The 20516-nt window shown below is 61.1% G+C and carries 25 protein-coding genes and 1 pseudogene; 12 read left to right on the forward strand and 14 right to left on the reverse strand.

The window, feature by feature from the left end:
- Nucleotides 1-25 precede the first annotated feature (25 nt).
- From ACBG85_RS29630 to ACBG85_RS29640, 3 genes are read right to left on the reverse strand one after another with little or no spacing between them, the layout of a single operon-like run.
- Entirely contained in the window at nucleotides 26-1264 is a 1239-nt protein-coding gene (locus tag ACBG85_RS29630) for a TniQ family protein (protein ID WP_256670145.1), read from the reverse strand.
- Entirely contained in the window at nucleotides 1261-2226 is a 966-nt protein-coding gene (locus ACBG85_RS29635; RefSeq protein WP_054827569.1) for a TniB family NTP-binding protein, read from the reverse strand. Before ACBG85_RS29635 ends, ACBG85_RS29630 begins: the two co-directional genes overlap by 4 nt.
- A gap of 4 nt (nucleotides 2227-2230) precedes the next feature.
- A complete protein-coding gene (locus ACBG85_RS29640) occupies nucleotides 2231-3913 on the reverse strand; it encodes a Mu transposase C-terminal domain-containing protein (protein ID WP_054827568.1) in 1683 nt (560 codons plus the stop codon).
- Nucleotides 3914-4020: 107 nt separating this feature from the next.
- Between ACBG85_RS29640 and ACBG85_RS29645 the strand changes: the two genes are divergently transcribed.
- Entirely contained in the window at nucleotides 4021-4581 is a 561-nt protein-coding gene (locus ACBG85_RS29645; protein ID WP_372027933.1) for a recombinase family protein, read from the forward strand.
- Nucleotides 4582-4787: 206 nt separating this feature from the next.
- Here ACBG85_RS29645 and ACBG85_RS29650 read toward each other — a convergent pair whose 3' ends face one another.
- From ACBG85_RS29650 to ACBG85_RS29675, 6 genes are all read right to left on the reverse strand, one after another.
- Nucleotides 4788-5216, reverse strand: coding sequence for a DUF6301 family protein (locus ACBG85_RS29650; protein ID WP_372027934.1), 429 nt, complete (start codon nucleotides 5214-5216; stop codon nucleotides 4788-4790).
- Nucleotides 5217-5385: 169 nt separating this feature from the next.
- Nucleotides 5386-5778, reverse strand: coding sequence for a hypothetical protein (locus ACBG85_RS29655; protein WP_372027935.1), 393 nt, complete (start codon nucleotides 5776-5778; stop codon nucleotides 5386-5388).
- Complete coding sequence (locus ACBG85_RS29660) at nucleotides 5768-6073, reverse strand: hypothetical protein (RefSeq protein WP_144440173.1); 306 nt, start codon at nucleotides 6071-6073, stop codon at nucleotides 5768-5770. The genes ACBG85_RS29655 and ACBG85_RS29660 overlap by 11 nt, the downstream gene beginning before the upstream one ends.
- Before the next feature lie 144 nt (nucleotides 6074-6217).
- A complete protein-coding gene (locus ACBG85_RS29665; protein WP_372027936.1) occupies nucleotides 6218-6481 on the reverse strand; it encodes a hypothetical protein in 264 nt (87 codons plus the stop codon).
- A complete protein-coding gene (locus ACBG85_RS29670) occupies nucleotides 6478-6729 on the reverse strand; it encodes a hypothetical protein (protein WP_372027937.1) in 252 nt (83 codons plus the stop codon). The genes ACBG85_RS29665 and ACBG85_RS29670 overlap by 4 nt, the downstream gene beginning before the upstream one ends.
- 237 nt (nucleotides 6730-6966) lie before the next feature.
- Nucleotides 6967-7950: a hypothetical protein gene (locus tag ACBG85_RS29675; RefSeq protein WP_372027938.1), complete on the reverse strand. Its 984-nt coding sequence runs from the start codon at nucleotides 7948-7950 to the stop codon at nucleotides 6967-6969.
- Between the two features lie 109 nt (nucleotides 7951-8059).
- On the opposite strand from ACBG85_RS29675, the gene ACBG85_RS29680 reads away from it, so the two are divergent.
- The 5 genes from ACBG85_RS29680 to ACBG85_RS29700 all read left to right on the forward strand — a co-directional run bounded on the left by ACBG85_RS29680 (nucleotide 8060) and on the right by ACBG85_RS29700 (nucleotide 11628).
- On the forward strand, nucleotides 8060-8287 hold the full coding sequence (locus ACBG85_RS29680) for a hypothetical protein (protein ID WP_372027939.1): 228 nt from the start codon (nucleotides 8060-8062) through the stop codon (nucleotides 8285-8287).
- Nucleotides 8288-8324: 37 nt separating this feature from the next.
- Nucleotides 8325-9542: a hypothetical protein gene (locus ACBG85_RS29685; protein WP_372027940.1), complete on the forward strand. Its 1218-nt coding sequence runs from the start codon at nucleotides 8325-8327 to the stop codon at nucleotides 9540-9542.
- Between the two features lie 22 nt (nucleotides 9543-9564).
- The gene (locus ACBG85_RS29690; RefSeq protein ID WP_372027941.1) at nucleotides 9565-9849 is read left to right on the forward strand and encodes a hypothetical protein; all 285 of its coding nucleotides are present in this window, start codon (nucleotides 9565-9567) and stop codon (nucleotides 9847-9849) included.
- A gap of 304 nt (nucleotides 9850-10153) precedes the next feature.
- Complete coding sequence (locus ACBG85_RS29695) at nucleotides 10154-10339, forward strand: hypothetical protein (protein ID WP_372027942.1); 186 nt, start codon at nucleotides 10154-10156, stop codon at nucleotides 10337-10339.
- A gap of 116 nt (nucleotides 10340-10455) precedes the next feature.
- Nucleotides 10456-11628: an IS30 family transposase gene (locus ACBG85_RS29700; RefSeq protein ID WP_372027972.1), complete on the forward strand. Its 1173-nt coding sequence runs from the start codon at nucleotides 10456-10458 to the stop codon at nucleotides 11626-11628.
- Nucleotides 11629-11965: 337 nt separating this feature from the next.
- Here the strand turns inward: ACBG85_RS29700 and ACBG85_RS29705 are convergent, their stop codons facing one another.
- On the reverse strand, nucleotides 11966-12154 hold the full coding sequence (locus tag ACBG85_RS29705) for a hypothetical protein (protein WP_372027943.1): 189 nt from the start codon (nucleotides 12152-12154) through the stop codon (nucleotides 11966-11968).
- 228 nt (nucleotides 12155-12382) lie between these two features.
- Between ACBG85_RS29705 and ACBG85_RS29710 the strand changes: the two genes are divergently transcribed.
- Entirely contained in the window at nucleotides 12383-12787 is a 405-nt protein-coding gene (locus tag ACBG85_RS29710; protein ID WP_372027944.1) for a phosphotransferase, read from the forward strand.
- A 168-nt stretch (nucleotides 12788-12955) separates the two neighbouring features.
- Here ACBG85_RS29710 and ACBG85_RS29715 read toward each other — a convergent pair whose 3' ends face one another.
- Entirely contained in the window at nucleotides 12956-13975 is a 1020-nt protein-coding gene (locus ACBG85_RS29715; protein WP_372027945.1) for an aminoglycoside phosphotransferase family protein, read from the reverse strand.
- A gap of 439 nt (nucleotides 13976-14414) precedes the next feature.
- On the opposite strand from ACBG85_RS29715, the gene ACBG85_RS29720 reads away from it, so the two are divergent.
- The gene (locus ACBG85_RS29720; protein WP_372027944.1) at nucleotides 14415-14819 is read left to right on the forward strand and encodes a phosphotransferase; all 405 of its coding nucleotides are present in this window, start codon (nucleotides 14415-14417) and stop codon (nucleotides 14817-14819) included.
- A 138-nt stretch (nucleotides 14820-14957) separates the two neighbouring features.
- On the opposite strand, the gene ACBG85_RS29725 is transcribed toward ACBG85_RS29720, so the two are convergent.
- Nucleotides 14958-15122, reverse strand: a complete 165-nt coding sequence (locus ACBG85_RS29725) for a hypothetical protein (protein WP_372027946.1) — start codon at nucleotides 15120-15122, stop codon at nucleotides 14958-14960.
- Between the two features lie 65 nt (nucleotides 15123-15187).
- On the opposite strand from ACBG85_RS29725, the gene ligD reads away from it, so the two are divergent.
- Nucleotides 15188-16162 (forward strand): non-homologous end-joining DNA ligase, encoded by a 975-nt coding sequence (gene ligD, locus ACBG85_RS29730; protein WP_372027947.1) that lies wholly within the window; start codon nucleotides 15188-15190, stop codon nucleotides 16160-16162.
- 276 nt (nucleotides 16163-16438) lie between these two features.
- Here ligD and ACBG85_RS29735 read toward each other — a convergent pair whose 3' ends face one another.
- Nucleotides 16439-16567: a hypothetical protein gene (locus ACBG85_RS29735; RefSeq protein ID WP_372027948.1), complete on the reverse strand. Its 129-nt coding sequence runs from the start codon at nucleotides 16565-16567 to the stop codon at nucleotides 16439-16441.
- Between the two features lie 166 nt (nucleotides 16568-16733).
- Between ACBG85_RS29735 and ACBG85_RS29740 the strand changes: the two genes are divergently transcribed.
- Nucleotides 16734-17450, forward strand: coding sequence for an SOS response-associated peptidase (locus tag ACBG85_RS29740; RefSeq protein WP_372027949.1), 717 nt, complete (start codon nucleotides 16734-16736; stop codon nucleotides 17448-17450).
- On the opposite strand, the gene ACBG85_RS29745 is transcribed toward ACBG85_RS29740, so the two are convergent.
- Complete coding sequence (locus tag ACBG85_RS29745; protein ID WP_372027950.1) at nucleotides 17447-18436, reverse strand: DUF2971 domain-containing protein; 990 nt, start codon at nucleotides 18434-18436, stop codon at nucleotides 17447-17449. The two genes, ACBG85_RS29740 and ACBG85_RS29745, sit on opposite strands and share 4 nt — an antisense overlap.
- A 144-nt stretch (nucleotides 18437-18580) precedes the next feature.
- Here ACBG85_RS29745 and ACBG85_RS29750 point away from each other — a divergent pair.
- Together ACBG85_RS29750 and ACBG85_RS29755 are read left to right on the forward strand one after the other, a co-directional pair.
- Nucleotides 18581-18991: pseudogene (locus ACBG85_RS29750) on the forward strand (hypothetical protein); the annotation flags it as partial.
- Nucleotides 18992-19134: 143 nt separating this feature from the next.
- Nucleotides 19135-20265 (forward strand): site-specific integrase, encoded by a 1131-nt coding sequence (locus tag ACBG85_RS29755; protein WP_046380351.1) that lies wholly within the window; start codon nucleotides 19135-19137, stop codon nucleotides 20263-20265.
- Nucleotides 20266-20516 lie beyond the last annotated feature (251 nt).

The following is a 20516-nucleotide window of genomic DNA, read 5'->3' on the forward strand; positions in this document are numbered from 1 at the left end:
TGTGGCGATTGCGATCTAGCGCGCTTCAGTCCCAGTCCAGTCGAATACCGAGCTCGACGAAGGCATAGGCCAGCTCATCGACGTCATCTTCGGTGCGGCACCCCGTTCGAGCGAATCCGAACAAAGATCGGGCGGCATCGCTGTCGACGCGGGCGGCGGCGACAGCGGCATCGATCGCCGCAATCACACCGTCCCAAGCGCTGCGGGCGGGTACCGGACTGCGAGACCTCGTCGGAGCGGCCCCCGGATCGACCGGCTCGTACCGTCGCGGCCGCAGCAAGCAGGCATCAGCACCGCTCGCGGCTATCTCATCGTTCTCGACCGCATTGATCGCGGTCGCGGCAGCAAACAAAACCTTCGCTTGCTCGTCACACCGCAGTTGCTCGAACGGAACCCACGATGTCCGCAGCGGGCGAGAATGGCCGGTGGACTTCCAGATCGCGCTCAGTGGCTTCGCCCACCATCCGGTGCGGACCAGCGGTGTCGATACCTCGTCGACGACGGTACGCAGCAGCCTGAACCACACTCCGGCATGAACACGGCCTCCGCCGAGCTCGACCGACCCGCACGTCAACGCGACGGCGGTGCGTCTGTCGATTTCTGCGACGACTGCCGGTACGGGTATCGGTGGTGCGTGTTCGTCCGAGCCTGGCGGTGTCCTGTCCCAAAAGACCAGTCGGCCGGGTATGACAGCACAGAATTCGAGCCGGCAGAGGTGTTTCGTGCAGCTGGTCAGCATCGGGTACTGATGAGCCATCATGACCGCGATGTCGGCGTCTGTGTCGAGGTCGTCGATACACAAGGGGCATGCCCGCGTATCGAGCTTGCTCACCCAGGGAAGCCACGTGCCGGCGGGCGGTGCGCGTCGACGTCGATCTGACCTTGCCAGACCCGCCGGTAGTAGGACAGAGAACTGATGGACGTAGGTGTCGAAGTCGCATCCGCCGGGGTCGGTGCTGTCGAGCAGCCAGGGCGTACCGCCCGCCAACGTCATCTCACGCAGCCGTTCCGCTGTGCAGGTGCTCCTCTGGGCAAGCGCGGATAGCACCGGCTCGGGTGTGTAGCGGTCGAGGTCCACGCCCGAAGTGTCGACACCGAGCCCGTCGAGAAGATCCGCTGTACCGATCAACGAATACAGTCTGCTAGTCCGGGCAAGCCACGACATCAGAGTCTCACCAGGTAATGGTTGCGGGTGCAGCGGCCACCGCGGATGCCCACTGTGGTCGAACGCTGTAGGCGCTGGCGAGGCATCGGCTGATGTCATGCCAGATGCCGTTCGAAGTGGCGACGGCGTTCGGTGGGCCCGGAGTAGGCAGTCTGCGTCAGCACCTGCGAGGTGATCGCTTCCTCGCCAGCCTCTATTGCGGTCACTGCGGCCGCGGTCAACAGCGTGGCCAGTTCGCCGATGGTGCCCTCACACCGGGTGAGGAGGTAATCGGTCATCTCCGCCGACGTCAGGTGCGAGGGCGCACGCAACGGGAAGCTGGCGGTGAAGCTCGCCAGCAGGGAGCGGGTGTCGATGTCGTTGGTCCAGATCGGCAGCGTCATGGGGTGAAAACGGTTCTCCAACTGTGCATCACTACGGATCGCGAGGTACGCCTCTCGGGTGCCCACTCCGACAAGAGGAATCCGCAGTTCGTTGCCTAGAAACCGCAACAGGTTCAGGAATTCTCGGCGCACGTTGTCGCGGCCGGCGAGAACATTGTGGAGCTCGTCGATGATCAGCATCCGAACCCCGGTCGCTCGCAGCAGCGAGATTGCTTGCTGTTCGAGTTCGTGGACTCGGCTCCGCGGGCGGATCGGCGTTCCGAGTGCAGCAAGCATCGCCAGGTAGAACCGTGCGGGTGCTGGGTCTGGAGGCATCTGCATACACAACACCGGTATCTGCTCGCGATCGGGCAAGCTGACAGCAGGGTGCGCACGCCGGAACTTCTCGATGATCATCGACTTGCCGTTGTTCGTCGGTCCGATCAGAAGCACGTTCGGCATACGTTGCCGATCCGGCCACACCAGCAACGTCTCAAGATGCTCGATCACCGACCGTGCACGCGGATACCCGATCCACCGTTCAGTACGAATATGCCTGATGCGTTGCGCGGCAGGAAGAACCGCAATCGATCTGACCGAACTTCGCAGGTGGGTGAGGTCCGCACGAACGACGTCGATGTCTTCGCAACTACGGTCGTCATCGTCGCCGGCGGGAGCGTTTCGGGGGTCGTGGTTCATCCATTCACCACTCTTCGATGTCGTCGAAGATCGGAACCGGCACGTCGTCGGTGCCTGGGCCGAGCTCGGGCGGGCTCTGCGTGTCCGGTGGTGTGGTGATGCTGCTCAGATGAGAACGGCGAGTGCGATTACGGCGGGCCCGCTTGGTGTACCTCTGTGCGGACGTGGCTATCTGACGCATCTGCTCGATCATCGCGAACAGAGCGTGTTCGTCGATACTTGCTCGGCCTTGTTCTCGAAGGCGCACCACCGCTGCCCGGTGTTCCCACGCTGTCACGGCCGGATGTGACATCGTCCGGTATGGCACCTCGACGTACCCGCCGCCGCTGTCGGGGTCCAGGACCCACACCCTGCTCAGATCACGTGGATCACGCCGGATAACGAACTGACCCAACTTCTCTCGCCTGGCGATCCATGGTTTCAGCGCGTTCGAGAAGTACTGGATGTGGTCGATGACGAACCCTGTCCGGGTCAGTCGGCGCCGGATGACGGGGAGGAAGTCCACTAAGAATGCGGTCTCATCCACCACTGTCGAGCTCGCCAGAGCGGTATCGGCGTCGGTGCTGCTGGTCCACTGCGCAGCCGGGCTCCGGCTCAGGCCGGTGTGCACGTCCGCGTGATAGGCCGCGATCGCCAAAATCAGCCAGCGTTCCAGTTCTCGTAACGTCAGAGCTGCCGCGCCCTCCGAGTCGTAGCTGCCCCGCTGCGTTGGATTCGAGAACGTGGTGCCAGGGAGCTCGTGAACCTGGGTCATGACGGTGCCGATGATGCGTTCGACAATCCCGCCGTATTGCGGCCTGCCGGGTGGGCGGTAGCCGAGGTCGATACCGTGTTGCTCGCAACCCCGCCGTAGCGCTTCACTTTTGAACTCGGCGGCGTTGTCGACGTACAAGGCGCGCGGCTTTCCGGCCATCGGCCACCGCACATCCGCGCCGAGCCCCAGAGCGTCGATCCATACGCTTTTGTCCGAGCACACCCGGCCCAGACACAACCCGACCGACACTGCGGACGGCGAGTCGAGTGTGACCACGAAGCCCGGCACGCAGCGGCTGAAGACATCGATAGCAATCGTGAGATAAGGACGTCCGATCGGCACCCGGTCGTATTCGTCGACGATCATCAGATCGACCACGGTGTGATCGATCTGGACTTGCTGGAGAACCGCCGTCACCGGCGGCGGGACATCGCCAGCGGATTGCCGCGATCGAGCGGCATCCGGTCCGCCACGTGACCGTGCGACGCGGCCCGGGTGCATTGCTGCGATCCGCGCGGCGACTGTGTTGCGGGCTGGAATAGGGAGTCCCGCACGGTGACAGGCCAGCGCGATATGTCGATGCAGTGCGGCGACACTGAGCTTCTGGCGAGCCAGAAACTCGCGGTTGATGTGCTCGGCGATCACTTCTTCCACCTCGGCCGGCACGCGGGAACGGCCGCGCCCGCCTGCAGGAGCGGAGACCAACAGATCTGTGACCGACCCTCCCCCATTCCGGAGCTTGGACAACAGCACGTACACACGCCGGGGCGAGACCCCCAACTGCTGTGCTGCATCCTCGACCACTGCGGTGCCGATCGAGGATCGATCCGCTAGTTCGCTGAGCACTGCGAACCGTGACCGTGCCTGCTCCCACTGCTCGGCCGACGCGGTCAGCACACCAGTCTCTGCGACGTCGAACTTGTCCGCGTCCATCGCAGCCTCCGAACGCCAGGCCTGTGTGATCGACCGATTGTGCAGTCCACTTCTGCAGTCAGAATGTCAGAAGACGACTGCAATCGGAGGTAAAACCCCAGGAAATTATGACGCCCACTTCTGAAACTGACATGGGCTACTCCAGGGTTTCAACCACCGACCAGAACCCGGAATTACAGCAGGACGCGTTGAAAGCGGCCGGCTGTTTTCGCATATGGACCGACAAAGCATCAGGAGCGAAAACGGATCGCCCCGAGCTGGCCGCCGTTATGGACGCACTGCGCCCCGGTGACACGCTCGTCGTGTGGCGACTCGATCGACTCGGCCGGTCACTGCCTCACTTGATCGAGACGGTTACCGAACTCGAAGCGCGAGGGGTCGCGTTCAAATCGTTGACAGAAGAGATCAACACGACCACGCCGGGCGGCAAGCTGATCTTCCACATCTTCGGCGCCCTAGCGGAATTCGAGCGCAACCTCATCCGTGAACGCACCATGGCAGGACTGTCTGCGGCTCGCGATCGCGGCCGCGTCGGAGGCCGGCCATCCTCGCTGACCGCAGCGAAGAGGCGGCAGGCGAACAAAATGCGCGGGGAAGGCGTATCCATGACCGAAATTGCGGAAGTGTTGAACGTCGCCCGCAGCACCCTGTACCGGAACTTGCAGTGAGAAAACAACTTTGACGTGATTTAGCGGGTTCGTGACTCGCTGAACAACTTGGCAGGGTTTTCTTCCCAGCTGACCTGCAGCCGCTATACCGGCCGCTGGAAAAACCTGTTCCCGCACCGGATGCGATCTCGCCGACCTCGATCGCTAGTCCTCGTCCTCGTACTCCGGTTCGGGCTCATCCACCCATGCCTGATATCCCGGACTCGTCAGACGCAGGTGGGTCGCACTGACACCCGATGCAGTGTGATGACCGCTTTCGGCAGATCCCACCGGATAGTTGCCTCAGGTCCGGGTTCGGCGCTCGTGGCTGTCCCCAGGAGTGCGGTAAATGCCACATCGAGGTTCGTGAACCCTTCGTCCAGCAGCGGACGCACCACTGTCATGGGCGTAGCATCATCTGCCAGATCCGTGACGAAGATCGAGATCCAATCCATTCTGTGTTGCCGCCCGAACATGCTCGCCGTCGGCCAGCTGACATGAAAGTTCGTCCGTATCGAGGCGCCACCTTGCCTGAGTTCGACGAGCTCCCATCCGGCTTGTGCGCAGAAGGGTTCCAGGTCGTCGACGGCCCAGGTCCAGTCGAATTCTGCGGCGAGGCGGGCGATCCGGGTGGCGCCTTCGATGTCGACGTGCATGTGTGGATGCTAATTCCTTGTTGCTCGTTTTTGACGAAGGCCCAATGCCGCACAGTGGCGCCAAAACGAACGATTCTGAGGCACTGCCGTCGGTACCTCAGAGACGCATTCGGTCCTAATCCGCCTTCCCACATGCGTACTCAATGCCTCTGCACGATCACGTGGCTTGTCAGTTGCGGTCGACCGACTCCCAATCCAGTGCGTCAAGCTCGGTGTAATCGCCTTCGAGCCAGGCCCACAGCAGGGCCACGATCTGTGCTTCGTCGTTGACGACAGCCTGCCTGCTCGGAGCTGGCGGCGGCGCATCGCACCATTCGAGGTTGAAGTCGGTGGCGCTGTTGCGATAGGTCTGGATGAAACCGGGTTCGTCAGCTCGGGCCACGACCATGAAGGTGTTACCCCGCTGCAGTTCGATGCAACGCACCCAGTACTCGAGGTGCTCACGGGTCAGCGTCGTCAGCTCTAGGCCGCCCACACTCACGTCGAGATTGCGGTGGATGACAGGCACCGGATCCGGCAGACGGTCGTCCCACGGTCCGGCGAAGCGCGGATCAGAACTCATCTTCGTACTCCCAGCCGTAGTGCACCTGCGCGTGCGACACCAGCTGGGTAGCCCGCGCCGTCAGCATTTTCTCGAAGTCGGGCGCCCAGCGGTAGAACCCGCTGAAGATCAGCTTGTGATCGCCGGAATCGGCGTGCACGGACAGGTCCGCCCCCTTGCCCCGCATGCTGACGAATACTTCGTCATCCATTCGATGTTCCCGCATGACCTTGGTCAGCAGCATCGTCATGCCAACCTGCTCCCGGTCGTCGCGCAACCCGGAGATTTCCACGTGGACACCAATTTGCACGGACACGCCGCCGACTATATCCGCGCCCACCGACACCTCCGTCGCTGCGAGCCTCTGAGGAACCGAACTGATTCTGGGCACTGTCGTGGGTATATCCGATGAGATCGCGAGCTGCGAGCGGACCCGTCCCGAAGCCATTTGGCTCGATCCTTAGAGCGCGCCTGGCGAAGTTGTTGCCCGATGCCAGGATTGCGGCATGGCCCTGACTATTGACAACTCTCGCGCGCTGCGGACGCCGGCCAACCCGATGAACAGGGGATAGATTTCCTCGTCGGCAAGCGTCACCACGATGTTGAACGCGTCGATCGGGTGATGACCGCCAGGAAGTGGTGACGCAGTATCCGGATCGAGGGGATGCTTCTCTTTGAGGGCGGTCATGCCCGCGACGAAATCGGCGTGGTAGTTCTCGATCATGTTGGAACACCGTCACTTCCGTCTTCCCGCAGCGTCTTGGTATAGCGCCACTCCACGGCAGCCATAGCGCCTACGACGATGAGCCACACGACTCCGAGAGTGATCGCCCACCGTACGGAGAAGGTGATCACCACGGCGAGAATGACAGCGAACGCGAGGGGGATGATCATCGACTTCCACCAGTTCAGCGTGAACAGGTAGTGGATGGTCCGCTGCAGGGCATTTCCCGGGGCCGAAACTTCGTTCACGATGGGTGCCTTTCCACGTTCGCAGTGTCTATCGGAGAAGACCATTGAGGGCTCGGGATGAGCGGGTGCCCGCGCCGCACGAAACGTCGCGGAGGAGCTATCTCAACCGCCGTTTGACCGTCGATACGCCGCCAAACGTGTTCGGTCCCGCCGGGTCGATCGTCCCCCTGATTTTCGTATGTTCGGTGTTCTCTGGGTCGATCGCTTCACGTAGCAGCGACACGATCGACCCGCCCATCAGACGGTAAGGGCCTTACGCTGCGCATTCTCCAGCGACAACGTGAGCTTCTGGACAATCCGATCGGTGTTCACAGCGATCGGCAGTTCTCCCGCCAATCGGGTGACGGTGCGCATCGCGGTTTCACGTTCGCCAGCCGTGGCGCTCTCGTCGAGGGCGATTGCCAGCACCCTCTTGATCGTTGTCAGGGTCTTGCGCTGACCGCGGGTCAGGACACCCATCCCGATCTTGCGGGCGTTCTGATCGGCTGCGGCCCATGCTGCGGCCAGGGTGGCTGCAGCTGTGCGGAACTCGTCGATCCGTTGTGCCGAGCGGGGGACGGTTTCCGTGTGCAGTGCTTCGGCGTCCGCAAGTGCAGTGAGGAACGCAGCTGTGAACGGGTCGGTGTGATCGTCGAGAGTGGGGCGTTCGAAGACCGCGTGGGGATCTGCCAGATAGTCGGCGAACTTGGTTCGTGTCTGATCGAAGATCGTTCGTGCTGTGTGCCAATCCTTTTCGCGGTCCGCCGCCGCCGCCTTCCGGTCGGCGATCTGGTTGCGGGCACGAAAAGCGATGAGTCCCAGTAGCGCGAGACCGATGAGAGCAGCGATGATCGCGCCGACGGCGATGAACGGTGTCCAGTTCATCGGTTCATCCGGCGCTGGTGCGGCAGGAACAGGCGGCGCAGGGGTGAGCGGAGGTTCTATGGGAGCGTCCTGCGGCTCTGCTTCACCGTCCCCGGCCAGGGAGGACACCACGAGCTGGGCGCCGCCGATGACTATCAGGCCGAATAGGCCGGAAACGGCCCTTGTGAGCTGTTCGGGTTCATGTCGACCCTGCGAGCTCGCGACGGCGTATCTCGCGCCTTGAAAGATGACCCAACCGATGCAAATGCCCATGAAGGCCCACATGATCCAGTGGACAGTGCTGATCAGGTCTTCCGACAGGGCAGGTAATGACTCGGAAGCAGAGGGAGCGGCGTCGGCGAAAAGTTGCAGATGCATTGTTCTCCAATGGTTTTGGGATGGAAAGTGCCTCAGGCGGGCTTGCTTAATAATTAATGTAGGTGAATAATTCAAAAAACGCAATAAACGTAGGTGGTAAATTATGTGGGTGGCAGAACGAGGCAGACCCAAGAGTGAGGACCCGGCGAACAACATCACCAGTGTTCGACTCACCAACTCCGAACATCAGCTGGCGAAAAAAGCAGCTGACCTCGCCAATCTTCGGTTAGGGCAATACATGCGGGCCAAAGTCGTGGAGGCAGCCCAATTGGACGTCAGCCGGGCGCAACAGGTGTCGGAACATCCTGATACCAACACAACCGACACCGAGCACTGACCGTGCCTCGACTACACGCAAGCGCAGGGGGAGTCCGATGGACGAGTGGATAGAGAGCGCCGGCACCGAACTAGCCGACGCTCACAACCGTGAGGAACGATCGGTCGAGCTGGTTCAGCAATGCCTGACCCAGGGGATGCTGCGCGATCAGTTGCCCAAGAAGTGGCAGTTGAACCGTGATCTGCTTCCCGCTGCCACAGCGCGGAAGCTCAAAGCGCGGACCGCGGCAGGGATCGCCAACCCGCTCCACGCCTACAGGGCATCGAGGATTGCGGCTTACGACGACCGTCAAATGCGATGGTTCGCGGTACAGGATGAGCGGGACCCACTGAATGCGGCAGCCACAAACCCCATCGACGACGGCCGCGAACTGACTCCGACGCAAGAACAGGAGCTGCGCGATCAGATCCCCTTCGATGATGCCGGGGAGCGTGAGGCTCCGATCACGTTGCCGGCCAAAGTGTTGCGGCATTTCGAGATCCAACAACTACACGGCGACAGCGGTATCCAAGCGACACACGTTCTCGCTGTGCTCGCGACCTTCTTCGTTGCAGGTTTTTTCGGAGCACCCGCCGCGATCGGAGTTTTCGCGCTCTTTCTCGGACTGACGGTGGCCGCCGAGGGGCGGTATATGTTTTCCACGTCCTTGATGAGCGCCGACTGGGCAGCCCTCGAAATGGCAACCGTCGAGGCTCCGCGCCCGATGGAAGGGACACGTGAGTACCAACTTGCGCAGCTCTCCGTCGCACTGAGTAGGGCCATCACCAGCACGCATGCCTGGAAATCGAGTTTTCTGGACATGCATCGCGTTCAACTTGATCCTGAGGCGGAAGCCGCCGAAATCATCGAGCACGCGACCCGCATCAGCGCTCTCCGGGCACAAGCAGGTGCCAGGCCCGCAGGCGACAGTGATGCCGCCTACCGGGCGCAGCAGCAATACGACTCGAACAACCGGATCCTCGACACCGTCGAACAATCGCTCGTCAACCGTGTGGCAGCGTTGTACCGATACGCGGCCGAGCTGCACACCCTCGACAACGAATACGCAGTCCTGCAGACGTTGAAGCGGAACATTCAGCTCACTCCGGAACTGGAAGAGTTGGTTCGTCAGACCGGCGTCGACGCGATGGCGACCGCCAATGTCGAGTCGTTGACCAGCGAAATTGAAGACCTCAACGCCGCGATCCAAGCGCAGGTCAGCGTTCTCTCCGGCGACTTGAACGCCCTGAAACTGTACGGAACCGAAACCGTCTGAGCGTCAGCACCGAAAGGGCACCATGCCGAACATCCTCTGGTTCGTGATCATCGTCATTTCCGGCATTACCGGCACGATCGAAGCGCGAAGACTGTTCACCGGCAGCAAGACGGCCGGCACACTCCTGATGATCGCCAGTTCGCTCCTGATCATCGGCGCGGCCCTCGTCGAAATCATCACCACGATCATCAGCGAACCCACCACCACTACCGGCAGCATATCGCTGAGTCTGACGATCCTCGGGTTCAGCGTCTTGCTCCTTGCCCTGGCATTGAACAGTCGCGAACGCCGCCGCAACCACGCTTGAACTGGCCTGCGGGCAAGTACCGAACGCCGCCTTCGGCGCCGTCGCCGCTCCGCGGCCCCGAGTGGTCACCAAGGTCGTCGTACGAGTCGCCTCAGTCCAGCAGACCGGGGACCCCGACCTGTCCACCCACGCTCCGGGCACTACCGCGCGTTCTCCTTCGTCGCCCACGCGCTCCGACCACTTTCAACCCGTGGCTTCGCCTGAAAGTGATCTCCGGCGACCCTGCACTCTTCGGGGTGGACAGCCCACCCTCGTTCTGCTGGCCCCAGGCTGCGACTCTTCCGACTCTCAGAAAGGCTGCATCATGACCGAAACAGCTACCGCCACACGTTTTGTCGTTGTACCCCGCACCGCTGAACACGGCGGATACGAGAACGAGTGCTTCACCCACTTCGTTGAGGACAACGAGGGCCGCTACTGCCTGCGAGGACCGATGGTCCAGTCGGACGCGGAATGGCTTGCGAACAACATGAACAGCAAGTGGGGATAGCCCACCAAAGAAGGCCCGCGCCGGGTCTTGGGTTCTAAGGATCGTCGCAACACCGCAGCTTAAGAGGTGCGATGGAATTCGAGATCCGGACGAATCGAAGCAGCGCGCAAGGACGTATGCCGCTCCGGAACGAGCGAGCGGCATACTTGCAGCTCATGAAACAGGGACTGAGCAACAACGAAGCTTGCCGAATCGTTGGAATCAATCCCAAAACCGGCCGGCGTTGGAGGAATGGACGCAACGCGTCCGGAGTAAGTGCAGCGGCGCCGCCGATCGATTCGGTGGTTCCCCTTGCTGGCCCCAGCAGATACCTCGTGGCGTCCGATCGGGTGCACATCGCGGATCGATTGCGCGAGAACGCGACAATCCGCACGATCGCGTTTGAGTTAGGCCGAAGTCCTTCCACGATCAGTCGAGAGATCCGTCGAAATCGCCATCCGATTAGCGGCGACTACCGCCCCTTCGCTGCACAAACACGAGCAGACGCACGAAAGCCGAGGCCGAAGATAGGTAAGATCACCGCGAATCCGCAACTGTGGCAATTTATTCAGGAACGATTGGGTTTGCGGTGGAGTCCTGAACAGATTTGCCAGACCCTCCGGCGGCAGTTTCCGCACCAGGATGAGATGCAGGTGGCCCACGAAACCATCTATCGATCTCTCTATTTTCAAGGTCGTGGCGCACTTCGACGTGAAGTTTCCGCTGCACTGAGGACTGGCCGCACCGCAAGAAGGTCCCATCGCAGGGCTACCGCGCGGCGGCCGCGTTTTACGTATCCGATGGTCATGATCAGCGAACGGCCCGACGAGGCGGCAGATCGAGCCGTGGCCGGTCATTGGGAAGGAGATCTAATCATCGGCAAAGACAGCACTTCCGCGATTGGCACACTCGTCGAGCGCAGCACCCGGTACTTGATTCTGCTGCACCTCCCGCTCGGCCGAGGCGCAGAGTCGGTACGCCTTGCGTTGACCGAACGGATGAAAACCTTTCCTGCACATCTAGTTCGATCACTCACCTGGGACCAGGGATCTGAACTGGCCTCCCACCGCCGATTCACGCTCGACACCCAGATTCCTGTCTACTTCTGCGACCCTGCCAGTCCCTGGCAACGCGGCTCCAACGAAAACACCAATGGCCTGCTCAGGCAATACTTTCCCAAGAGCACGAATTTGTCGGTTCATGACCACGAAAGAGTCGAGGCGGTCGCCTTTGAGCTCAATAACCGTCCCCGCAAATCACTCGGTTGGGACACGCCAGCCGAGCGACTCACGGCGCTGCTTACCGCCTGACCTCATCCGCCAATATTCTGTTCTGATGAAGACCCAGACCGAAGGGATTATCGCAGGGGCGAGGAGTAATCGATCCCAGATGCGACGGCGATGCTAACCAGCGGTCAGGCGCGCAATCACGTGGCTCGCGCAACGTGCACGGTAGTCGCGGCCAGGTAGAACACGTCGGCACGCTTGAGCACGCCAGCACTGTCATGAGGATCGAGTAGCCGATCCACGGTGGCGAGATCGGTCTCGTCGAGCCGACCTGGTCCTGTTTTTCGGAGTCGGTCAAGGTCGTATGCAGCATCTGGCGTATGTCCTCGTCGGCCGGCGCCGGCCGATCCACCAGAAACGATCAACTACCCATCGAGGTGAGTCCAGCCGCGGAGAGCATGTCCGGCCAACTCTCCACTCGTTCAGTCGCTCCGGGCAGACCTGCCGCATCGCCGTGATACCAGTCTTCGCCAACGGCATCGAGACGAGCCTGCAAGCCCGGTCGACCGATGCCGATATCGCGCGGCAGGACCTGTTGGTAGTGCAGCATGGACGGATGTGTGAACCAAAGTCGGGCGCAGCCGGCGTGGAGCATCAACTTCGTTCGAGTTGGCCAGGTCTTCAGGTGGTCAACCGTGTGAGTGGGGGAGCACGAACTGAGGTGTGGTCGGGATTCATCGGAAGCCGTCGAGTAATTCTGAGGCACTCACGCAGGTCTGACATTTCTCGTGCGTGGGAATGGAGCTTGTTGGAGCACTTGGATCGAGCGGGCATAGGTGTGCCGCGCTTGGTCCCTTCCGTCGACGGCCGGGTCGACATCGACGGCTGGCACGTCTATCCGTACATCGAAGGTGAAGCGCCCCGTTCGGATGATCCGCGCCTGACCGAGACTGTCAGGGCGGTTCACGCTGAGACGATCGGGTGGGTGCAGCGGCCGGGGTCTGCGTTAGGCTCAGGACGGGTTGGCGTTGTGCACGGTGACTGCGGTCCGCGCAACGCGATTGTCGATACTCGCGGTCGATGCGTGCTGATCGACTGGGATGAAGCCCGCGTCGATGACCCGCTTTTCGATCTACCGTCCGATGAACTCGAGCAGCGTGCTGCATGGGCGTGGGAGATTGCGACGTGTTGGTCCACCGAACCCGTGTACGCGAAGTCGCTGATCGGACACCTCACCCGGTGAGCATTCGGTAAGAGTTCTTCTCGCTAGGCAAGCGGGTTTTCGGAGGTTGAGAGAGCGCACGCCAGTAGGCTGGACATTCATCGTGTTGCGACGATCCCTGGAATCCGCCGTCCGGTGGGGGCCTTTCGAGTTTCTCGAGCGTGATCGAGATGAACCCGCGGTGCCAAGCTACCGTTGGAGTCTTTCCATTGCGAGAGTGGCGATGGTGTGGGGGAGCGAGGCCTGGGTTGTGTCGCCGTCCTCAAGATGCCAGATGCCCGATAGTGCGCCCCAGCATGCGATCCAGCGGAGAAGATCTCCGGGGTCGATGTTCGCTGTATCGGAAACGGATCTCACCCGAGCGTCGAAATGGCTGACTGCCACCTGAGGTGTTGGATTGGTGAAAATGTTGCAGTAGTCGAATTCTCGCGGCCCCACGATTCCTTTCGGATCGATCGCGAGCCAGCCTCTGTGTGAGCTGCGCAGCACGTTGTCATGGTGCAGATCCCCGTGAAGCAGCACTGGATGTGAGTTGCGGTTGAGGAGGCGATCGGCAATCACCCGGATTTCGTCGAACTGGGAGTCGGTATCGGCGAAAAGCGAGGAGAACCAGCGTCGCAGGGTGGGGAAGTCGTCGAGGTTCTCGGGATCGCGAGAGTGAAGTTGGTCGGCAACGGAACACAACACTTTGGTTGCCGCAGTGTCCTCTGGGATCACTGACCGCAGTGTCTGACCTGCATACTCGAGAACAAATGCATTCTCGTGCTGAGCGAGAATCCGTACAGCGCCAGTCCCCTCCCATTTCTCAAGTGCCTTTGCCCCGATCAGCTCATCGTGGTCGTTGGTGATCTTCAAAAAGGCGCGCTGTCCATTGAGAGTGACCGGGCAGAGCAAGGACGTTTGTGTCTGAAAATGAGGCCCGTCGAGTATGAGACCCATTCGGGCAGCTGCATTTTCAAGAGTAGTGGCGGACAGTCCCGGCGTCAGTTGCACCACCCAATGATCGCAGAGTCTTTCGTCGTCGCGATGTTCGGCTGATTGACACGGATGTGTGCGCCAATCAGCATCAGGCAAACCCCTTGCGTGCCAAGCGATATTGAACAAGGTCGAGCGAACACGATCAGTGGGCCCAGAGAGTAGAGGGACTCTCACCTTGCGACCATGCAACGCCACGCTGTGAGGTGGGGAGATGCGCACCTCCCAGAACACTGCTCAGTCCTCCGGTGGGAACCCTGCCGCGCCGTCCGGTGAATTTGCACTATTACGGGGATGCCGAGGCAATCGTGTCTCGGCACGAGTCCCATTTTCATCCGGCCCCGAAAGGTAATGAATCAAAGACACTGTCAGGGTTTCCTGACGAAATTGCATGCTCCGATTCTTGGCGGGCGGAAGCGGGTGACACCTGTTGGTAGTGCAGCATGGACGGATGTGTGAACCAAAGTCGGGCGCAGCCGGCGTGGAGCATCAACTTCGTTCGAGTTGGCCAGGTCTTCAGGTGGTCAACCGTGTGAGTGGGGGAGCACGAACTGAGGTGTGGTCGGGATTCATCGGAAGCCGTCGAGTAATTCTGAGGCACTCACGCAGGTCTGACATTTCTCGTGCGTGGGAATGGAGCTTGTTGGAGCACTTGGATCGAGCGGGCATAGGTGTGCCGCGCTTGGTCCCTTCCGTCGACGGCCGGGTCGACATCGACGGCTGGCACGTCTATCCGTACATCGAAGGTGAAGCGCCCCGTTCGGATGATCCGCGCCTGACCGAGACTGTCAGGGCGGTTCACGCTGAGACGATCGGGTGGGTGCAGCGGCCGGGGTCTGCGTTAGGCTCAGGACGGGTTGGCGTTGTGCACGGTGACTGCGGTCCGCGCAACGCGATTGTCGATACTCGCGGTCGATGCGTGCTGATCGACTGGGATGAAGCCCGCGTCGATGACCCGCTTTTCGATCTACCGTCCGATGAACTCGAGCAGCGTGCTGCATGGGCGTGGGAGATTGCGACGTGTTGGTCCACCGAACCCGTGTACGCGAAGTCGCTGATCGGACACCTCACCCGGTGAGCATTCGGTAAGAGTTCTTCTCGCTAGGCAAGCGGGTTTTCGGAGGTTGAGAGAGCGCACGCCAGTAGGCTGGACATTCATCGTGTTGCGACGATCCCTGGAATCCGCCGGTTCGGTGCGGGCCTTTCTGCTGCACTCCTACGTGGATGCAGGACGCTCCGGCATCTTCATCATGATCAGCTCCGCACCATCCTTGTACCGGTATGCCCACCGGCCGTCCTTCGTCAACACCGTGCCGGCCTGGCCCTCGTCCGGGGCCGGGCTCCACCCTTGAACCTCATCGGGTTCTGCACTCTCACTCATCTCACTATTGTCTCAACCTCGGAAAACCGGCCGAAACCAGTACAAACCCGCGCACAGTGGAAGGCATGAGCGCCGCCACCGGAAAGCCAGTGCCGCCGATGCTCGCCACACTCGGGCATCCACCAACGGGGGAGCGCTGGGCATTCGAGTCGAAATGGGATGGCGTCAGAGCCATCGCCACTACCGGCACCAAACCGCCGGCACTGTGGTCGCGCAACGGCAACAACTTCAGCGCCTCGTTTCCCGAGATCGTCGACGCACTCAGCGCCGTGCTCGACCATCGCGAAACTGTCCTCGACGGTGAGATCGTCGCACTCGGACCCGACGGTGTCCCGTCCTTCTCCCGATTGCAACGGCGGATGCACGTCCTCAAACCCACCGCGCAGCTCCGCAACGACGCCCTGACCACCTACTACGTCTTCGACGTCCTCGACATCGACGGAACATCGACGACCGATCTGCCCTACCTCGAACGCCGCGAAGCGCTCGCCAACCTCAGCCTTGTGCACCCGCGCATCAAAGTCCCACCCCACTGGCTCAACGTCGACGGACCGACCATGCTCGAGGTCGCCCGCAAACACCACCTCGAAGGCATCGTCGCCAAATCCATCACCTCGACCTACCAACCCGGAAAACGGTCCCCGAGCTGGCTGAAAACACCGCTCCGCGCCAACACCGAAGGAATCATCTGCGGATTCGTCCCCGGATCCGGCAACGCCGCCGGCGGAATCGGATCACTCATCCTCGGCGCCCACGACGACTCCGGATCGCTCACCTACATCGGAAACGTCGGCACCGGCTTTTCCGCGAGACAACGCCGCGAACTACGCAAACAACTCATCGAGATCGAGCGACCCACCAGCCCGTTCGCGATCGCGCCACCACGAGCAATCACCCGCGAAGCCCGCTGGTCAGAGCCACTTTTAGTGTGCGACGTGGAGTACCGCGAGTACACAGGCGGCGGACTCAGACACCCAGCATTCAAAGGTATGCGCATCGACAAGACCGCCGATGACGTCGACCTCCCCGGACGCCACTGACCACCGGAAACGACAGGCAACCGGCACCACATCAGATGCATCAATCGTGCATCTGATGCAACCCGCCTCCCTGACCCACCCAGACATGACGAAGCCGCCGACACCGAAAGGTGTCCAGCGGCTTCACAGGGTCGGTGCCCGTCTTGCGCCTCTCGGCAAGTGGCCGCTCGAAGCGGCATTTCTGGGGTGGTACCCGGGGCAAAGAACCGAACACCGACAGCCTCTACAACGACCACACCTGCAGGGTTATTCCGCACCGCTGACCAGCGCACTAGCTCATTTTCTAGTGATGATCGAGCGCAGAACGATGCGGAACACCACCGCGGTACCGGCTCCGACCGCGACACCGGCCACCACGTCGGCGAGGAGAACCCCGACGGTGACACCGAGGACTGTGGCGGCCACAATCGCCAACGCGACATCCGCGGGCGCCGGCCGAGGACTGGAGATCGCACTTCCCCTTCCGCGACAGTCGACGACGTACTCGCACAGATCATCACACGCCGTTTCACGTGGAAGTCGGACCCACGCTGTTCAATGGGACGGAAACCGATTACGAGGAGGTCAGGCCATGTGCGGGAGATATGCAAGCACAAGCTCAGACAAGGAATTGCAGTCGTTCTTCGACACGATGCAGACCGTCGGAGACGAACTGCCACCGTCCTACAACGTCGCCCCCACACAACCTGTCCGTGTGATCCTCGAACGAACCCCCCACGAGGAACCCGACGCCGAGCCCCAGCGCCAGCTCAGGACGGTCAAATGGGGCCTGCTGCCTGCGTGGGCAAAAGATCGGAAGATGGCGTCCAAGCTGATCAATGCCCGCAGTGAAAGTGTCACGGAGAAACCATCATTCAGAAGTAGTGCATCCAAACGGCGTGCCATCATCCCGGTCGCAGGATACTACGAATGGATGAAAAGTGAAGCAGGGTCCAAGATTCCGTACTTCCTTCACGGCGAGGACGACATTCTCGCCATGGCCGGCCTCTACGAGTTGTGGCCCGATCCCGAACTGCCCGAGGATGATCCAAACAAGTGGGTATGGACCTGCACAGTCTTGACGCGGCCAGCCAGCGATGCCACGGGACACATACACGACAGATCCCCGCTGATCCTGCCCGAATCGTTCTGGGAACACTGGCTCGACCCGAACCTCACCGACAAAGGTGAAGTCCAGGCCATGATCAACTCCGTTCCGGAGCCGCACCTCGAACCCTACGAAGTCTCGACCGCTGTGAACTCTCCGAGGAACAACGATCCGAGACTGCTTGAGCCAGTCAGGAATTAGCGGAACGGTGTTTCTGAGGGGTGAACATTGGCGCTGGCAGTTGTGTATCCATATCGTTGCAGAAGCGACGTTGCTGCCACCAGATTTTCGTACTGCTTTGGGCCCGGCCCGACATACAAACCTGTGACTGCATCACTAGGTAACTCGTCGAGCTTGCGATACGGGACGAGACCCGAAGGTGTTGCACGGAACTCTGGCGCGTCGAAAGAGCCCGGTTCGATGAAGCGCCATTCGTGTTCTTCCTCGAAACCCTGGTGTTTGACGCTCGCAGCATAGAATGCCAGCTTTTGTATTGCTGCGCTCAGATCTCCGGGATTGGCCGAGCGACCCCGCAGTCTGAACTCGTCATTGAAAAGTTCGAACACAGCGGTTTTCAGAGCCGGTGTCAACTCATTTCTTGTGTACTGCACCTTGTGTAGCCCTAAGCCTGAGAGATGCGCAGGGGACCCGTCCGACCGGGGAAACTTGCTCGGGTCGAAACCGATGGAGAATCCACCGATGCCGTTGCCGTAAGCGCGCCACTGACTAAGTACGTCCGGATTCTCGGAGAACGATATTGTGCAACAGTGCAGGTAGGTCTCATATTTGCGATCGATGATGTCATCGATCGTTCGGCAAATCTTCTTAAGAAATTCGATGGCTGTCGGGTTTGCCGCCCTTGTTGACAGCAAGAGGGTGTACCACTCACGGGTGATGAAATCGGCTTCCGGTGGTATCTGGGTAGTGGGGTGCGCGCTTGCCCACATGTTGGCCTTTTTGAGTCCATCCTTGACGAAGTTTTTGACCAGTTCGAGGCCGTGAACCAGCTCCCGTCGATCATTGAGGAACTGGGCCGCGGACGCCCACAAGACGGGTTTGTAACTGCCTGACCCGACGATGTTCGGGTCAGCGGGTGTGACTTCATGCCCCAGGATCCCGAGCAGGCCGGCTGCGTCGGTGTAATGCCACAGGGTCTCAGGTAGTTCCGGAGTTGACGGCGCGTTCACAGTGGAAGTCCATCACAGGTCTATCTCCGTTGGGCCTTTACTGGCTATCGCCGAGGGTTCGATTTGAGGCTAAATTCGAACATATGTGCGAGTAAAGTGTATGGTGTCAAGGTTGGAGCAGCGTGAAAGCGGGGGCAGATCGTCATGACGGAGTCGCCCGACGGCATCGCGCCGACTTTCGCGTCGGTCAGCAAGGCGGAAAAGCTTGAACAGCTCCGCCGCAAGATGGCCTCGATTCCCGCCCGCTCGGACGGCACCGAACCTGCTACGCCGTCGGTGATGCTCAAACCCGTAGGCGAGCGCGAGCCGACTCCGATCGTGGCCACCGCGCAATCGACCCTCCGGTTGCTGCCCGTTCCGGCGCCGATCGGTGATCTGCTCCCACGTGGGGGGTTGTCCCGCGGAACCGTCGTCAGCGTCGACGGCGCAGCATCGGTCCTGATTGGACTCCTCGCCACCATCACTGCTGCCGGTGGGCACGTGGCGGTGATCGGAATGCCCGGTCTCGGACTCCTCGCCTTCCACGAGCAAGGTGGCGACTTGGCGAAGGTCGCGTTCTCTCGGGTTTTCAGTTCTGTGGCGTGATGTCGTGCAAGGATGCACGAAGGGCGTTCTCGCACCGTTTCTTTGGGGGTGTGGTTGCTGTTGTTCTCTGTGGTGCCAGGAGAGGAGATGCTGTGAAGGCTTTTCTGGTGCGGATGCCGTCGGGTGGGCGGTATTGGACGGTGGTCGACGGCGGTTACGACGTGATGGCGGTGGCGGACCGCTATCTGCGGGAGTTGCGGTTCGGTCGGGATCGAGCGGAGTCGACGACGAAGGCGTACGCGCAGAGCATCGCATTGTTCCTCCGATGGTGCGATCGCACCGGCCGTCAATGGCCCGCTGCGGCAAGAGATATGGGTCTGTTCATCGTGTGGTTGAAGTACACGCGCGTGGACGGCTCGCCGGTGGTGGCGGGGCCGGGTGCCGAACCGGTTCGGGGTGCTTCTCGGATCAATCAAATTCTTGTTGCGGTTCGCGGCTTCCTCTCGTTCGCGGTGGTGGCGAAGGAAGCGCCGGGGGCGGTGCTCGAGCAGCTCTACGAGCTCGCCGACACCCGTGATCTGCCGTTGGCAGCGCAGGGAGAGGACGGAATCCTGCGCTACCGCTTGCGAGCCCGACACAGTCTGCGGGAACCCCGAACAGACGTCGATCGGGCAAGCGACGACGAACTCGTCGCGCTTTTTCGGGTGTGTCGGTCTGCGCGGGATCGGTTGATTGTGTTGCTGCTTTCCCGTGCAGGGTTGCGGCGTGGTGAGCTCGTGGGTGTGCGCCGCAGTGATGTGCATTTGTTGCCGGATAATGCGGTGCATCGGTGTCTGATTCGTGGGGCGCATGTGCACGTGGTGCGGCGCGAGAATTCGAATGGTGCGGTGGCTAAATCGCGTCACCCACGAGCGGTTCCGCTCGATTTCCTGGTGGTACGTGCTCTCGATCTGTACTTGCTTGAGCGCGCGACGAAACCTGCTGCCGCAGAGTGCGACTTCCTGTTGGTCAACTTGTTTCGGGAGCCGCTGGGTGCTCCGATGACGGTGGGCGCGATCAACGAGCTGTTCGAGGCGTTGTGTGCGCGGGCGCAGCTGGGCCGGCCGATTTCGCCGCATCAGTGCAGGCACGGGTTCGCCAGCAATCTGGCCGATTCCGGCGCGTTGCTCGACGAGATACAGGGGTTGCTCGGGCACGCGTCCCCGATGTCGGCGCAGCCGTATCTGCATCCGTCACCGGATCGGTTGCGGGACGCGGTCGAGCGGGTTCCGTCCCCGCGCGCGATGATCGAGGGTTTGTCGTGACGACCTCACAGGCGTTGCCCCTCTTCGATGTCAGGGACGACGATGCCGTTGTCGCGTCGTTGTGGGAACAGATCCGACCTGACTTCCTGGAAGTGTTGGGATGGACTGAGCGAAGGGTCACGTACTTTCCACGTGAGCATCCGCAGTTGGGATGCAGGCAATGCGTGGTGACCGGTTGTGGGATCAAGGCCGACAATCCGCAAAGTTTGTGTCCTTTCTGCCGGAAGCGGTGGATTGCCGATGGCCGCCTG

This window comes from Rhodococcus sp. NyZ502 (genome assembly GCF_041464245.1).
GTDB lineage: Bacteria > Actinomycetota > Actinomycetes > Mycobacteriales > Mycobacteriaceae > Rhodococcus_F > Rhodococcus_F qingshengii.

Excerpts from the sequence above, each read along its gene's own strand:
- ACBG85_RS29630 (WP_256670145.1), bottom strand. The coding sequence starts at position 1,264 with ATGACATCAGCCGATGCCTCGCCAGCGCCTACAGCGTTCGACCACAGT.
- ACBG85_RS29635 (WP_054827569.1), bottom strand. The coding sequence starts at position 2,226 with ATGAACCACGACCCCCGAAACGCTCCCGCCGGCGACGATGACGACCGT.
- ACBG85_RS29640 (WP_054827568.1), bottom strand. The coding sequence starts at position 3,913 with ATGGACGCGGACAAGTTCGACGTCGCAGAGACTGGTGTGCTGACCGCG.
- ACBG85_RS29645 (WP_372027933.1), top strand. The coding sequence starts at position 4,021 with ATGACGCCCACTTCTGAAACTGACATGGGCTACTCCAGGGTTTCAACC.
- ACBG85_RS29650 (WP_372027934.1), bottom strand. The coding sequence starts at position 5,216 with ATGCACGTCGACATCGAAGGCGCCACCCGGATCGCCCGCCTCGCCGCA.
- ACBG85_RS29655 (WP_372027935.1), bottom strand. The coding sequence starts at position 5,778 with ATGAGTTCTGATCCGCGCTTCGCCGGACCGTGGGACGACCGTCTGCCG.
- ACBG85_RS29665 (WP_372027936.1), bottom strand. The coding sequence starts at position 6,481 with ATGATCGAGAACTACCACGCCGATTTCGTCGCGGGCATGACCGCCCTC.
- ACBG85_RS29675 (WP_372027938.1), bottom strand. The coding sequence starts at position 7,950 with ATGCATCTGCAACTTTTCGCCGACGCCGCTCCCTCTGCTTCCGAGTCA.
- ACBG85_RS29685 (WP_372027940.1), top strand. The coding sequence starts at position 8,325 with ATGGACGAGTGGATAGAGAGCGCCGGCACCGAACTAGCCGACGCTCAC.
- ACBG85_RS29690 (WP_372027941.1), top strand. The coding sequence starts at position 9,565 with ATGCCGAACATCCTCTGGTTCGTGATCATCGTCATTTCCGGCATTACC.
- ACBG85_RS29695 (WP_372027942.1), top strand. The coding sequence starts at position 10,154 with ATGACCGAAACAGCTACCGCCACACGTTTTGTCGTTGTACCCCGCACC.
- ACBG85_RS29700 (WP_372027972.1), top strand. The coding sequence starts at position 10,456 with ATGCCGCTCCGGAACGAGCGAGCGGCATACTTGCAGCTCATGAAACAG.
- ACBG85_RS29705 (WP_372027943.1), bottom strand. The coding sequence starts at position 12,154 with ATGCTGCACTACCAACAGGTCCTGCCGCGCGATATCGGCATCGGTCGA.
- ACBG85_RS29725 (WP_372027946.1), bottom strand. The coding sequence starts at position 15,122 with ATGAGTGAGAGTGCAGAACCCGATGAGGTTCAAGGGTGGAGCCCGGCC.
- ligD (WP_372027947.1), top strand. The coding sequence starts at position 15,188 with ATGAGCGCCGCCACCGGAAAGCCAGTGCCGCCGATGCTCGCCACACTC.
- ACBG85_RS29740 (WP_372027949.1), top strand. The coding sequence starts at position 16,734 with ATGTGCGGGAGATATGCAAGCACAAGCTCAGACAAGGAATTGCAGTCG.
- ACBG85_RS29755 (WP_046380351.1), top strand. The coding sequence starts at position 19,135 with ATGCCGTCGGGTGGGCGGTATTGGACGGTGGTCGACGGCGGTTACGAC.